Source organism: Pseudomonas sp. R3.Fl, from assembly GCF_023516765.1.
Lineage (GTDB): Bacteria > Pseudomonadota > Gammaproteobacteria > Pseudomonadales > Pseudomonadaceae > Pseudomonas > Pseudomonas citronellolis.
Genome location: NZ_JAMGSO010000001.1, coordinates 7,172,392 through 7,186,188, shown reverse-complemented (window position 1 = coordinate 7,186,188; position 13,797 = coordinate 7,172,392). Strand labels below are relative to the sequence as shown.

The following is a 13,797-nucleotide window of genomic DNA, read 5'->3' as shown; positions in this document are numbered from 1 at the left end:
CCCGCCGGGCCGCCACCTGCGACAGAGGCACAGACATGAGCGACGAACTGCGTATCGAGGACATCCGCCCGGGCGACGGCAAGGCGGCGGTAAAGGGCGCGCTGATCACCACCCACTACCGGGGCACCCTGGAAGACGGCACCGTCTTCGACTCCTCCTACGACAAGGGCCGCCCCTTCCAGTGCGTGATCGGCACCGGACGCGTCATCAAGGGCTGGGATATCGGCCTCATGAACATGCGCGTCGGCGGCAAGCGCAAGCTCTTCGTGCCGGCGCACCTGGCCTATGGCGAGCGGCAGATCGGCGCGCACATCAAGCCGAACTCCAACCTCATCTTCGAAATCGAGCTGCTGGAAGTGCTGACCCGCGACGACTGAGCGTACCTCGCCTCAGGCCGTGGACTGCACCGACATGAGCCTGGCGCGCTGGCGCAGCAGGTTGGCGTCCACCGCATCCAGGGCATCGATGAAGGCCACGGCGAAGGAGCCCGGCCCGCGGCTGGCCGCCTCGGCGATTTCCGCGGCCACGGCGAAATGCACGTGGGCCGCCGCCAGGGCGGTGAAGGCGTCCACCGCCACCGCCGTGTAGGCCGCCACCAGCGCGCCCAGCGCGCAACCGGAGGCGGTCACCCGCGGCAACAGCGCGCTGCCGCCGCCGATGCGCAGCAGGCGCGGCACGGCGCTCTCGCTGCTGTCGCCGACCCAGCCCAGCAGGTGGTCCACCGCGCCCGAGGCCGACACCGCCTGGCAGTTGCGTAGCAGTTCCACCGCCGCCGGCACCGCGCGGGCCGGGTCGTCGGAGCTGTCGAAGCCCGGCGCGCCCTGCCCCAGTCCAGCCAGGCCGATGATTTCCGAGGCGTTGCCGCGCACCACCGCCGGGCGCTGCTGCAGCAGCTCGGCGGCCACTCCGCCGCGCCAGGGCAGGCCGCCGGCGCCGATGGGGTCCAGCACCCAGGGCGTGCCGTGGACCACCGCCGAACGCACCGCCTGGCGCATGCCCTCCACCTGGGCGCTGGTCGGGGTGCCCAGGTTGACCAGCACGGCGCCGGCCACGCGGGCGAAGCCGGCCGCCTCCTCGGGGTTGTCGACCATCGCCGGCGAGGCCCCGGCGGCCAGCAGCACGTTGGCCATGAAGTTGGCCGACACCACATTGGTCAGGCACTGCACCAGCGGCCGCGCGGCGCGCAGTTCGGCATGGGCGGCGATGATCGAATCCAGGCTGGGCATGAACCTGGCGGGCGCGGCGGTGGGCATGGGGCGGCTCCGGGAGGGCGGCGGAAAGTGCGCCTAATCTACCCGTTCCGCGCCGCGCCCTCTATGGCTGCGCCGCCCAGGGCGTGGCCGCGCCCGCCTCCACCTGCAGCGACAGGTAGTGCACGCCGGCCAGCACGCCGCTCTGGCTGTTGCCCATCAGCGCCAGCCACTGCTGGTCGAAGGCATCGTTGAGGTCCTTGCGCAGCTGCGCCTCCAGTTGCGGGCGCTCGCGGTCGCGGGACAACGCGGTGAAGCCGGCGCTGCCCAGCGACAGCACCGTCCCCGCCGCCTTGCCCACTGCCGCAGCGATGGCGCCGACGGCGCCGCTGACGGTCACCTCGCCCAGCAGTTTCTCGCTGGTGCGCCGGGCCACGGCGGAAACGCCCTGGTCCGGCGATTCTACGTCCACCCCGGTGCGCGTCGAGGCGTCGTGCACCCCGGCGATCAACGCCTGGTAGGCCGGCAGCTGGTCCAGGCGCTTCGCCTGCAGCAACTGGTACAGCGAGGCATCCCGTGTGGCGGGCGGGCCCAGGGCGATGGCGGGGATGGCCTGCAGGCGCTGGTCCAGCTGCGCGCGGGGCACGCCCAGGCGTTCGGGGATGGCGTCCAGTTGCCCGGCGAGGGCCTGCACGTAGAAGCGGGTGGCGGCCTCCATCACCGCGGCCGGGTCGACCTGCCGCGCCACCGGCTCGAGCACGCGGCGCTGGTACTGGCCCTGCAGGTAGACGGACAGGCGGCTGACCGCCGGGCTCTTCTCGCTGTCGCCGAGCTTGTACCAGGCCACCCGCAGGCCCAGCCATTGCTGCGTCCAGTAGCCGGAGAACCAGGGGATGAAGTCGCTGTCGGTACGCTGGTAGACCAGGTCCATCCAGTTTTCCATGGCGCCGCGGGCGTAGTCCTCGGCCTTGTCGGCGGCGGCCATGGAGGCGGAAGCAATGTCGCGGTCCACCTGTGCCCAGGTCGCTGCCGTCACCGGCGCCACCGGCTCGGCGGCCTTGTGCCCGGCGCAGGCCGCAAGCGCCAGCAACGCCGCCAGCAACAGGCAGCGCAGCGGTCGCCAGGCTGTCGCTCGGCTGGCCATCGACTATCCCTCCGCCACGGGCGCTGCCGGCGCGGGAAAGTCGCCGGCGCCCTACTCCACCTTATCCGCAGCGCCGCCGGCGGGGCTGGCGGCCGGACGCACGGCAGGCGTCAGTCGAAGGCCACCGCGGCGCTGGGCAGCACGTCCAGGCGCGGGGCGAAGCTGCTCATGCGGCTGAACACCTCGTTGTGGTGGGCGATGATCTGCTCGGCGCGCAGCACGCGGTTGTCCAGGGTGCTGTGGGCGTCGCCGGCCAGCACCACGTCGTAGCCCTCGGCCAGGGCGCGGCGCACAGTGGTGTCGACGCAGAAGTCGGTCTGCATGCCGCAGATCACCAGGCCGGTCACGCCCAGCGTGCGCAACAGGGCATCCAGTTCGGTGCCGTTGAAGGAGTCGGGCGTGGTCTTGCGCACCCGCGGGTCGCCGTCGGCCACCTGCAACGCCTGGGCCAGTTGCCAGCCCTCGCTGCCATGGCGGAAGTCGCCCTCGGGCTCCTCGTGCTGGACGAAGATGACCGGCAGGCCGAGGTCGCGGGCGCGGCGGCTCAGGCCGTTGATGCGCTCGACCACGCCCGGGTGGTCGAAGCAGGCGTCGGCGCCGCCGCACAGGGCGTGCTGGACGTCGATGATGAGCAGGGCGACGGACATGGTGAAACTCCCCGGTAGCGATGAAAAGGGCCAACGATAGCCGGCGGCGGCGGGGCCGGCCAGCGCCGCGTCAGGACGGCAGTTGCTCGCGCATGGCCCCGGCCAGTTCGGCGGCGCCCTCCTCGTCCAGGCGCCCGGCCGCGCCGCGTACGTCGTCGGCCACCTTGTTCTGGCTGAGCTTGGACTTGCCGACCAGCTCGTGGATCTGCACCTCGATGCCGACCACCTTGGCCAGCATGCCGGCGATGAATTCGGGGGTGGAGTCGGTCATGCGCCAGGGCCGCGCCTCGCCGGCCTCGTGGGTACGCGTGAGGCGGCCCACCAGGCCGCGGACGAAGCGCTCGTCGTCCACTACCCGCAAGGTGCCGCGCACGTGCACCACCTGGTAGTTCCAGGTGGGCACCTGCTCGTGGGTCAGGTGCTTGCTGGGGTACCAGTTGGGCGAGATGTAGTGCTCCGCGCCGCGGAACACCACCAGCACCTCGCTGCCGTCGGCGTGTTGCCACAAGGGGTTGGCCCGGGCGACGTGGGCGCGCAGGCAGCCCTCTTCGGGGAGCAGTTCGAAGGGGATGTGATCGGCGTCCAGCCCCCCGCCGCTGCTGTGCACCAGCATACCCAGCGGGTGGGCCTGGATCAGGCGGTGCAGCTCGTCGACGCGGGTCTCGCGGAAATGCTCGGGCAGGTACATGCCGTTCTCCGGGTACAGGGAAGGCTCCCATGATGCGCGGGGATTGGCCCACTACAAAGAGCCATTTCCCCCTCAGAACAGGGAGCCATTCCCCGGCGGCCCGTCATTCGCGGGTGATGCCCGTGAGGGTGATGCCATACAGGCGCAGCAACGCATCGGTCACGTCGCCTTCGGAGGTCTCGTGGGCGGCGCCGTACTCGCCCTTCTCCAGGTTGCGGCGCGCCCATTCCAGCAGGTAGCGCTCCGCCTCCTGCATGCTCGGCTTGTGCGCGGACGGCATGGACAGGACGCTCGTGTTGTTGTCCTTGTGGTAACTGATCTTCCAGCGTGCCATGGGCCTCTCCCTCTCGAAGCATGGGTATCAGGGTAAGAAGCGCATGCGCCGCCAGGGTTCAAACCGATCGATCGCCTGCCGCCCGGCAGGCCCCGAGCAACCGCTGGCGAAACTTCTTCGAACCATTCGGCCACGTGGCCTTCCCACTACATGTGCGGGCCGATGACGGTTCGCCCATTCAGTGGAAACCAACCCTGAGGAGTTCATCATGACTTCGAAGAGCAGCAACCCCGGCAACTTCGCCAACGACCGCGAGAAAGCCTCGGAAGCCGGCAAGAAAGGCGGCTCCCGCAGTGGCGGCAACTTCGCCAATGACCGTGAAAGAGCCGCGGAGGCCGGCCGCAAAGGTGGCCAGCACAGCCACGGCGGCGGCAGGAGCTAGGCCGCGACCCTGAGCTGGCCCGGCGGAGCTCCAGGTTCCGCCGGGCTTCTTCATGAAGCGCCTAGCCGTGGTGGTCCCGCTCGCCGTCCAGCGGCAGCGCCACGCCCGCTCCCCCGCCGCCACCGAGGCCGCCGCCCAGGCCGCCCTTGCCCTGCCCGCCGCCCTTGCCTTCCCCATCGCCCTTGGCCTTGACGCCGGAGGGACGCGTCGGCCCCTGCCGCGGGATGGCCAGCCCGGCCGGCACCGCCTCCAGGTCCAGCACCCGGCGAATGAAGTCACGCAGCGAGATCACCAGTTCCGCCGTATGGATCGGCCGTCCTTCCGCCAGCTCCGTGGCGGCGCGCGCGGCCAGGCGCACCTGTTCCTCGGTGCCCAGCAGCAGGATGTCGGACAGCGCCGCCTCGACCGCATCGCGGATGCGCCGGGAGCGGTCGGTGCTGGCCCGTTCGTCTTCCGTCGCGACCGCTTCGTCCTGCCGGCGCAGAGAGCCCAGGTGCGTGGGGTCCACGGCCAGGTTGCCGGTGAAGGAGCCGCCGAGGGTCTTGTAGGCCGCGATCAGCGTGCGCAGGCGTTCGTTGATCTGGCGGTTCTCGCGCTCGCGGCGCTGCTGGATGGTTTGCATCGCCAGCAGGCGGATGCCGACGCCGACGAGGGTGATCAGGGCCAGCCCGAACAGGGTGGAAAGCAGGCCCTCCCAGGAACTGAAATCGAGGTTGCGCATGCCTGGCCTCCCAAGGCGGTGAAAGTTGGCGCCCGATGGAAGCAGGCTAGCCGTTGGGCAGTGTAGCCCCGTGCCCCGTCAGAGCGTCGGGTCCCAGCGTTGCGACCAGTCCGGGTCCTCGCGCACCAGCTCGCGCAGCAGCGCGAAGGCCTGCTGCAACTGCGCCGAATCGCGCTCGCGGGAATACACCAGGTAGGTCGGGTAGCTGAACTCCGGGGCCCGCGGCACGCGGCGCAGCACGCCCTTGTCGAGGTAGCTCTGCACCACCCGCGTGCGGAAGTAGCCCGAGCCGCCGTTCTCCAGGATGTATTGCAGCGCCAGCGGCCCGAGGTTGAAGGCCACCGGCGCGCGGGCCTTGTCCGGCAGCGCGCTGTCGTGCTGCTGGCGGAAGCCCTCGCCCCAGTCGATGTACACGTAGGGCTCGGGGTTCTTGGCGCGCACCAGGATGAGTTTCTCTTCCAGCAACTGCTCCACCTGCATGCCCGGCCAGTAGTGCGGCTGGTACACCAGGGCGGCATCCAGCACGCCCAGCTCCAGCTGGCGCAGCAGGGCCTCGCCGCTGCCGATCTCGGCGCGCACCGCGTAGCTGTCGATGGTCTCCCGGATGCGGCTGACCCAGCGCAGCATCAGCGGGTTGCACAGGCTCACCTCGCCGCCGATGTGCAGCACGTTGTCCACGCCTTCGGGCAGCGGCAGGTCGCGCTGCGCGGCCTCCCAGGTCTGCAGCATCTGGTTGGCGTAGATGATGAACGCCTCGCCGTCGGCGGTCAGGCGCGCGCCGGCGCGGTTGCGCACGAACAGCTTGCAGTTGAGGTGGCTTTCCAGCTTCTGGACGCGCGCGGTGATGGCCGTCTGGGTGACGTGCATGCGCTCGGCGGCGGCGACGAAGCTGCCGTGGCGGGCGATTTCCAGGAAGGTGCGGGTGAGGTCGATATCCATGCTGTGGGCGGGGCTGTGGGGCGGGTGGCGGCATTCTAAACCAGGGTGGGGGGGGACTGCTGGGGGAATGACGGTGGTTTTTTCCGGTGGGGAGTGGTGTTGGGTGAAGGTCCGCAACCCTCTCCCCCCGCCCTCTCCCTGAAGGGAGAGGGAGCTTGTCCGTGCCTGCGGGAAGAATGGCCTACGCCGGTAAGTTCCGGCTGACGCGGGAACGCCAGCGCACGCCGAACGGTCCCCTCTCCCTTCAGGGAGAGGGTTAGGGAGAGGGCGCTCTCAGTCTTGGCACCGAATTCCCGGGAGACCCCGTTCGCGAGCAAGCTCGCTCCTACAGGACTGAAGCTCAGCTCACCCGCCGATACCCACCCAGCACCCCACGTCGCGACAGCACCCACTGCCACAACTGGATGTCCCTCGCCCGGAAGGCCCCCGCGCAGGACAGCAGGTAGTAGCGCCACATGCGGTAGAAGCGCTCGCCCAGCTCCTCGGCGAAGCGCGGCCAGCTGGCCTCGAAGTTGCGCGCCCAGGCCATCAGCGTGCGGTCGTAGTCGGCGCCGAAGTTGTGCAGGTCTTCCACCACCAGCAGGCCGTCGGCGGCGTCGCCGATCTGGCCGATGGAGGGCAGGTCGCCGTTGGGGAAGATGTACTTGTCGATCCAGCGGTCCGGCACGCTGCGGCGCTGGTTCTTGCCGATGGTGTGCAGCAGGAACAGGCCGTCGTCGTCCAGGCAGCGCGAGGCGACTTCCATGAAGGTGCGGTGGTTCTTGCGCCCGACGTGCTCGAACATGCCGATGCTGACGATGCGCTCGAAGCGCTCGTCGAGGTCGCGGTAGTCCAGCAGGCGGAACTCCAGCGGCAGCCCGGCGTAGCGCTTGCGCGCCCATTCGCACTGCTCGCGGGAGATGGTCACGCCCACGCACTCCACGCCGTAGCGCTCGGCGGCGAAGGCCATGAAGCTGCCCCAGCCGCAGCCGATGTCCAGCACGCGCATGCCCGGGCGCAGGTCGAGCTTGCGGCACACCAGGTCGAGCTTGGCCTCCTGGGCCTGGGCCAGGTCCTCGGCGTCCTTCCAGTAGCCGCAGGTGTAGGTCATGCGCGGGTCGAGCATGGCGGCGTAGAAGTCGTTGCCCAGGTCGTAGTGGCGCTCGCCCACCGCCCAGGCGCGGTTCGCCGTCTGCAGGTTGCACAGGCGCGCCTGCAGGGCGTGGAAGATCAGCGAGGCCGGGCTGACCTGGTCGACCACGCCGCTGCGCAGCAGGCGGGCGAAGAACTCGTCGAGTTGGTCGCAGTCCCAGTCGCCGTCCATGTAGGCCTCGCCGAGGCCCAGGTTGCCCTGGGCCAGGGCGCGTTGCGGCACGCCGGGGTGGTTCAGGCGCATGTCCCAGGGCTGGTGGCCGTCCAGGTCCAGGCCGGCCTGCTCGAGTAGCGAGCGGGCGAAACGCTGGGCACGGCTGTCGGCAGCCGCCGGGGTCGGGCGGGAGGTGGAGAGCTCGGAAGGCATGGTGTTTCCCTTGTGTTTTCTAGATATCCGTTGGCGCTCAGGCGTCGTCGCGGTGCAGGCGCAGGACCGCGCGCAGTTCCTCGCGCAGCCAGGCCTGGCGGATGCGCGGCAGGCGCTGGGCGAGGCGCCGCGCCACCCAGCGCTGGCCGTGGGCGACGAAGCGCAGGCGCTCGGCCATCGTCTCGATGGCCATGGCCTTGGCATGGAAGGCGCCCAGTTCGCGTCCGGGCTCGGCGCCCAGGCGCTGCAGGCTGCGGCGCAGGCGGCGGCAGCTTTCCGCCTCGCCCTGGTGCAGCGCGTGCAGACGCTCCAGAAGTTGTGGGTCCTCGGTCTGCCGGGCGCTGTCGAGCATCACCCGGGCGCCGGCGCGCTCGGCGCTCAGCAGTTCCTGCAGCCAGTCGACGAGGTCGGAGTCTTCGTCGCCGCCCTGCAGGCGCGCCAGGCTGGCATCGGCCTCCGCCACCAACTGCGCCAGGCGCTCGGCGGCCGGGCGGATGTCGTGCAGCTGGGCGCAGGACTGGCCGGCGTAGATGGGCATGTCCTCCAGGCGGCCATAGGCGCCGCGCAACGGCGAGTCGGTGGAGAACAGGTAGATGGGGCCGCCGTCCTGCTCGCCGATCACCGGCGTCTCGCGGCGGGCGTGCAGGTTCGCGTAGTCGCCGCGGGTCACCGCGTTGGGCAGCACGCGCACCGGCGCCGGCATCGGCCAGTTGCGGAAGAAGGCCTCGGTCAGCAGCGTCTGCTCCGCCTCGGCCTCGACCAGGCAGCGCTTGTGGTAGTCGTGGGCGTAGGACTCGTCGGTGGCGAGGAAGGCCGAGCCGCAGGCCACGCCCTGGGCGCCCAGGGCCAGCGCGGCGGCGATGGCGGCGCCGCTGGCGATGCCGCCGCAGGCCACCACCGGCACCTCGCCCAGGGCCACCAGCTCCGGCACCAGGGCGAAGGTGGAAACCTGGCCGCGCACGTGCCCGCCGGCTTCCACGCCCTGGGCGATCAGCACGTCCACACCGGCGCGCAGCGCGGCCTCGGCATCGGCGCGGTTACCCACCTGGTGCAGCACCAGCATGCCGGCGTCCTTGAAGCGGCGGACCACGTCGGCCTGCACGTCCCAGAACAGCGCCACCGCCGGCACCCGCAGCTCCAGGCAGACGGCCACCTGCGCCTCCAGCAGCTCGGCGGGGGTGGCCGCGGGGATCAGGTTGACGGCGAAGGGTTCGTGGCTGAGCTCGCGGTAGGCCGCCACCTCGCGGCGGATCAGCGCCACCGGCTCGCGCACCATCCCCAGGCAGCCGAAGCCGCCGGCGTTGCTCACCGCGGCGACCAGTTCGTGGCGCGCCACGCCGCCCATGCCGGCGCAGAGGATGGGGACCCGACAACCCAGGAGTTCGACCAGGGGGGTATTCAGCGCGGGATGAGGCATGGCGGTACTCCTGAAGCCGCAAGGCAGAGCGGCGACAGGACAATGGTAGGCCCTAGGCTTAACTGAATTTAAATGAAATTTAATGGCCGATTAGTGCATTTAAATGAATACGTCGACGCTGCGCCGTCGAGCGGACCCGCCCCCTGCAAGCCACGCTTTCCTTGCCCATGCCCGCCTGCGGCAAAGGGTCGCGCGGGCGACGGTCGCAGCGTTCATATCAAAATAAGTTGATTCAGCCTTCATTATTATTAATTTGTTGCATGCCTTGACGTTCCGCAGACTGTATCGGCTCCCTGCAAAGGTTCTGGCCCTCACTCCGACCAGCATCTTGCACCCGCTGCCACGTTCCCCGTGCAGTGGGGGGAGCAGCCAGTCACCGCGCATTTCGACGGAACCCAAGATGGCCAGCGTGCAAGCCCTCGACAAGAACGACACCTATAACTACGAGATCGTCCGCCGTTTCACTCTCACCACCCTGTTCTGGGGCGTGCTGGGCATGAGCATGGGCGTGGTGATCGCCGCCCAGCTGGTGTGGCCGGAGCTCAACCTCGGCCTGCCCTGGACCAGCTTCGGGCGCATCCGCCCGATCCACACCAACCTGGTGATCTTCGCCTTCGGCGGCAGCGCGCTGTTCGCCACCTCCTTCTATGTAGTGCAGCGCACCTGCCGGGTGCGCCTGGTCTCCGACAGCCTGGCCAACTTCGTGTTCTGGGGCTGGCAGGCGAGCATCCTGGCGATGCTGGCGAGCTACCCGCTGGGCATCACCACCTCCAAGGAATACGCGGAGATGGAGTGGCCCATCGCGCTCTGGGTCACCGTGGTGTGGGTCGCCTACGCCTACCTGTTCTTCGGCACCATCGCCCGCCGCAAGGTGCAGCACATCTACGTGGGCAACTGGTTCTACGGCGCCTTCATCGTGGTCACCGGCATGGTCCACGTGGTCAACCACCTGGCGCGCCCGGTCAGCCTGCTGAAGTCCTACCCGATCTACTCCGGCGCCACCGACGCCATGATCCAGTGGTGGTACGGCCACAGCGTGGTCGGCTTCATCCTCTCGGTGGGCTTCCTCGGCATGATGTATTACTACGTGCCGCGCCAGGCCGAGCGGCCGGTGTACTCCTACCGCCTGTCCATCGTGCACTTCTGGGCGATCATCACCCTGTACATCTGGGCCGGCCCGCACCACCTGCACTACACCGCCCTGCCCGACTGGGCGCAGTCCCTGGGCATGGTGATGTCGCTGATCCTCCTGGCCCCGAGCTGGGGCGGCATGATCAACGGCATGATGACCCTCTCCGGCGCCTGGCATAAGCTGCGCACCGACCCGATCCTGCGCTTCCTGGTGGTCTCCCTGGCGTTCTACGGCATGTCCACCTTCGAAGGCCCGATGATGGCCATCAAGACGGTGAACTCGCTGTCCCACTACACCGACTGGACCATCGGCCACGTACACGCCGGCGCCCTCGGCTGGGTGGCGATGATCTCCATCGGCTCGCTGTACCACATGATCCCGAAGCTCTACGGCCGCGAGCGGATGTACAGCGTCGGGCTGATCAACGCGCACTTCTGGCTCGCCACCATCGGCACCGTGCTCTACATCGCCTCGATGTGGGTCAACGGCATCACCCAGGGCCTGATGTGGCGCGCGGTGAACACCGACGGCACCCTCACCTACTCCTTCGTGGAAGCGCTGCAGGCCAGCCACCCCGGCTACATGGTGCGGCTGTTCGGCGGCGCCCTGTTCGCCAGCGGCATGTTCCTGATGGCCGGCAACACCTGGCTGACCGTGCGCGCCGGCCAGCGCATCGACCGCATGCCCATCTCCAGCGCCGCCTGAGGAACCCCGCCATGCAACTGCTGCTCGCCCTGGCCACGCTGCTGGTCGTGGCCGTCGCCCCCTGTCTGCACCTGCGCCGCGCCAGCCGCCACGACCTGCAACAGGCGGCGCTGCTGCCCTTCGCCGACGACCCCGAGGCCGCCGAACGGATGAGCGCCGCCACCGGCCAGCACTGCGACCGCCTGTTCGACCCGCGCCGCGAGTGCCGCCTGCGGGCCTGATTTACCCCGATCCAAGGACGGATCCCTCCCTTGTGCCTGCCTGGCACTTTTCGGGGCCCACCTCGTTGTTCCGTGAGGTGGGCCCTTTTTTTCGTGGTGCATGACGTGTTTGCGTTTTCCAGTTCATCTCCGAGGGGGATTCGGCCAAGGTCAGGCGGCGGATAACCGCGAACGGTTATCCGCCCTACGATCCTGCCATCCGGCGACCTGTAGGAGCGAGCTTGCTCGCGAACAAGAGCCCCTCTCCCCAACCCTCTCCCTTCAGGGAGAGGGTTGGGGAGAGGGGCTCTCAGACCCAGCACGCCATAACCACCGGCAAGCACCGGTGGCCAACATCAACTCCCGCCTGGCACAAGGAGAGATGTCGCAGAGTTTCTGAGGCCGACGGACACATGCAAAAACGCACGCCCCCCACCTCCCTGGCAGGCCGCGTGCGTTACCAACGCTTGTTCCTATCGAATCGTCAAACCTGCTCCTGCACACCTCCTTCCGCGAAGACTTTCACGGGCTTGTCGCTCGGGGAAAGCACGCCGGTCACCACCTGCCAGGCCATCGACAGGGCCCCGACGATGAACACCAGGTCGCCGAAGGTGCGCACCCAGCGCAGTGTCTGCAGCAGCGGTTGCTGCATGAACTCCTCGCTGCGGGCGTACCAGAGACCGACGCTGGCGCTGGCGTGGAACTGGATGATGCCGATGGGCAGCAGGCTGGTGGCGAGCATCAGCACCAGGCCGCCGTTGAGGCACCAGAAGGCAGTCTTCATCAGCCGTTCGTTGAAGTGCAGTTGCGGGCGGATGTAGCGCAGCACCAGCAGGGTGAAGCCCAGGGCGAGGAAGCCGTAGACGCCGAACAGCGCGGCGTGGGCGTGGGTCGGCGTGGTGTTCAGGCCCTGGATGTAGTAGAGCGCGACCGGCGGGTTGATCATGAAGCCGAATACCCCGGCGCCGAGCATGTTCCAGAAGGCCACGGCGACGAAGCAGGCCAGCGGCCATTTCACCCGCTGCATCCAGGCGGCACGGCTCTTCAGGCGCCAGTTCTCCCAGGCCTCGTAGCCCAGTACCACCAGCGGCACCACTTCCAGGGCGCTGAAGGTGGCGCCCACCGCCATCACCGGCGTGGTGGTGCCGGCGAAGTACAGGTGGTGGAAGGTGCCCGGCACGCCGCCGAGCATGAACAGCGAGGCCGAGGCCAGGCTGGCGGTGGTGGCGGCGCGGCCGGAGACCAGGCCCATGTTGGAGAAGATGAAGGCCAGCGCGGTGGTGGCGAAGACTTCGAAGAAGCCTTCTACCCACAGGTGCACCACCCACCAGCGCCAGTACTCCATCACCGACAGGTTGGTGCGCTCGCCGTAGGCCAGGCCGGCGCCGTAGAACAGGCCGATGGCGATCACCGAGGCCGATAGCAGCGCCAGCAGGTTCTTGTCGCCCGGCTTGCCGAAGGCCGGCAGGATGCCGCGCAGCATCAGCAGCAGCCAGAAGGCGATGCCGAGGAACTTGCCGATCTGCCACAGGCGCCCCAGGTCGACGTATTCGTAGCCCTGGTGGCCCAGCCAGAAGTTCCACTCCGGCGGCATCAGCTGGGCGATGGCCAGGTAGTTGCCGATGAACGAGCCGACCACCACCACGACCAGCGCCCAGAACAGCACGTCGACGCCGAGTTTCTGGTGTTTCGGGTCCTTGCCGCCGTTGATGATCGGCGCCAGGAACAGCCCCGCGGCGAGGAAGCCGGTGGCGATCCAGAACAGCGCGCTCTGGATGTGCCAGGTGCGCAGCAGCGAATAGGGGAACCACTGCGACAGCGGGATGCCGTAGAAGTCCTGGCCTTCCACCGTGTAGTGCGCGGTGGCGCCGCCCAGCAGCACCTGGAAGCCGAACAGCCCGACCACCAGCAACAGGTACTTGCCCAGCGCCCGCTGCGACGGGGTGAGCGCCACCAGGCTGAGCGGGTCCTGCAGCGGCGGCTCCGGTTCCGCCTCCTCATGCCCACGCAGGAAGGCCCAGACCAGGAAGCCCACCCCGGCGATCAGCAGCACCACGCTGACGATGGACCACATGACGTTCTCGGCGGTCGGCTGGTTGCCGATCAGCGGCTCGTGGGGCCAGTTGTTGGTGTAGGTGGCCGCCGCACCCGGGCGTTCGGTGGCCGCGGCCCAGGCGGTCCAGAAGAAGAAGTGCGTCAGCTCCTGGCGCCGCGCCAGGTCCGGCAGGGTGCCCTCCTTCATGGCGAAGCTCTTGCGGCTGTGCTGCAGCGCCGGGTCGTCGCCGAACAGCGCGATGTAGTAGTCGGCGGTGTGGCGGATGGCTTCGACGCGACGTGCGCTGAGGGTCAGCACGCCATCTTCGGCACGGTTGCCGCGGTACTCGCGCTTCAGGCGGGCGAGCAGCACGGCCTGCTGGTCGCCGTCCAGTTCGCTGAAGGCCTTGCCGTACTGATCATGCGCGCCGATGTCGAGCCAGGCGCTCAGCTCGCGGTGCAGCCAGTCCGCGGTCCAGTCCGGGGCCTGGTAGGCGCCGTGGCCCCAGATGGAGCCCAGTTGCATCCCGCCCACGCTCTGCCAGGCGGTCTGGCCGTCGAGGATGTCGGTGCCGGTGAACAGGGTTTCGCCGGTCTCGCTGCGCACCTGCGCGGGGATCGGCGGCGCCTGGCGGTAGACCTCGCGGCCGAACCAGCCGAGTATGCAGAAGGTCACGCCGAGCACGGCGATCAGCGCCCACCACAACTTGCGGTATTCACCCATGATGGCGCTCCTCCCCGGTGACCGGGCGAATGGGGCTGGCGG

At 69.1% G+C, this 13,797-nt stretch carries 13 protein-coding genes and 1 pseudogene; 4 read left to right on the top strand and 10 right to left on the bottom strand.

The window, feature by feature from the left end:
* The first annotated feature begins 35 nt into the window (after positions 1–35).
* Positions 36–377 (top strand): FKBP-type peptidyl-prolyl cis-trans isomerase, encoded by a 342-nt coding sequence (locus tag M8R19_RS31710; RefSeq protein ID WP_116424387.1) that lies wholly within the window; start codon positions 36–38, stop codon positions 375–377.
* 12 nt (positions 378–389) lie between these two features.
* On the opposite strand, the gene thiM is transcribed toward M8R19_RS31710, so the two are convergent.
* The 5 genes from thiM to M8R19_RS31685 form a co-directional block, all read right to left on the bottom strand.
* Positions 390–1,253 carry a hydroxyethylthiazole kinase gene (gene thiM / locus M8R19_RS31705; RefSeq protein WP_249919981.1) on the bottom strand — a complete coding sequence of 288 codons (864 nt, stop codon included), beginning with the start codon at positions 1,251–1,253 and terminating at the stop codon, positions 390–392.
* 61 nt (positions 1,254–1,314) lie between these two features.
* Positions 1,315–2,334 (bottom strand): hypothetical protein, encoded by a 1,020-nt coding sequence (locus M8R19_RS31700; protein WP_249919980.1) that lies wholly within the window; start codon positions 2,332–2,334, stop codon positions 1,315–1,317.
* Positions 2,335–2,444: 110 nt separating this feature from the next.
* A complete protein-coding gene (locus M8R19_RS31695) occupies positions 2,445–2,981 on the bottom strand; it encodes a cysteine hydrolase family protein (RefSeq protein ID WP_249919979.1) in 537 nt (178 codons plus the stop codon).
* Positions 2,982–3,051: 70 nt separating this feature from the next.
* The gene (locus M8R19_RS31690) at positions 3,052–3,669 is read right to left on the bottom strand and encodes an FMN-binding negative transcriptional regulator (protein ID WP_249919978.1); all 618 of its coding nucleotides are present in this window, start codon (positions 3,667–3,669) and stop codon (positions 3,052–3,054) included.
* Positions 3,670–3,772: 103 nt separating this feature from the next.
* Complete coding sequence (locus tag M8R19_RS31685; RefSeq protein ID WP_249919977.1) at positions 3,773–4,003, bottom strand: hypothetical protein; 231 nt, start codon at positions 4,001–4,003, stop codon at positions 3,773–3,775.
* Between the two features lie 232 nt (positions 4,004–4,235).
* Here M8R19_RS31685 and M8R19_RS31680 point away from each other — a divergent pair.
* Positions 4,236–4,385, top strand: a pseudogene (locus tag M8R19_RS31680) (con-10 family general stress protein); the annotation flags it as partial.
* Between the two features lie 61 nt (positions 4,386–4,446).
* Here the strand turns inward: M8R19_RS31680 and M8R19_RS31675 are convergent.
* The 4 genes from M8R19_RS31675 to M8R19_RS31660 all read right to left on the bottom strand — a co-directional run bounded on the left by M8R19_RS31675 (position 4,447) and on the right by M8R19_RS31660 (position 8,960).
* The gene (locus tag M8R19_RS31675) at positions 4,447–5,106 is read right to left on the bottom strand and encodes a hypothetical protein (RefSeq protein WP_249919976.1); all 660 of its coding nucleotides are present in this window, start codon (positions 5,104–5,106) and stop codon (positions 4,447–4,449) included.
* A gap of 78 nt (positions 5,107–5,184) precedes the next feature.
* Positions 5,185–6,045, bottom strand: coding sequence for a LysR family transcriptional regulator (locus tag M8R19_RS31670; RefSeq protein ID WP_249919975.1), 861 nt, complete (start codon positions 6,043–6,045; stop codon positions 5,185–5,187).
* A 340-nt stretch (positions 6,046–6,385) separates the two neighbouring features.
* A complete protein-coding gene (gene cfa, locus M8R19_RS31665; protein ID WP_249919974.1) occupies positions 6,386–7,543 on the bottom strand; it encodes a cyclopropane fatty acyl phospholipid synthase in 1,158 nt (385 codons plus the stop codon).
* A 37-nt stretch (positions 7,544–7,580) separates the two neighbouring features.
* A complete protein-coding gene (locus M8R19_RS31660) occupies positions 7,581–8,960 on the bottom strand; it encodes a nitronate monooxygenase (RefSeq protein WP_249919973.1) in 1,380 nt (459 codons plus the stop codon).
* 400 nt (positions 8,961–9,360) lie between these two features.
* Between M8R19_RS31660 and ccoN the strand changes: the two genes are divergently transcribed.
* Positions 9,361–10,797 carry a cytochrome-c oxidase, cbb3-type subunit I gene (gene ccoN, locus M8R19_RS31655; protein WP_249919972.1) on the top strand — a complete coding sequence of 479 codons (1,437 nt, stop codon included), beginning with the start codon at positions 9,361–9,363 and terminating at the stop codon, positions 10,795–10,797.
* Between the two features lie 11 nt (positions 10,798–10,808).
* A complete protein-coding gene (locus M8R19_RS31650; RefSeq protein ID WP_009620237.1) occupies positions 10,809–11,018 on the top strand; it encodes a hypothetical protein in 210 nt (69 codons plus the stop codon).
* Positions 11,019–11,481: 463 nt separating this feature from the next.
* On the opposite strand, the gene M8R19_RS31645 is transcribed toward M8R19_RS31650, so the two are convergent.
* Positions 11,482–13,755 (bottom strand): nitric-oxide reductase large subunit, encoded by a 2,274-nt coding sequence (locus tag M8R19_RS31645; RefSeq protein WP_249919971.1) that lies wholly within the window; start codon positions 13,753–13,755, stop codon positions 11,482–11,484.
* Positions 13,756–13,797 lie beyond the last annotated feature (42 nt).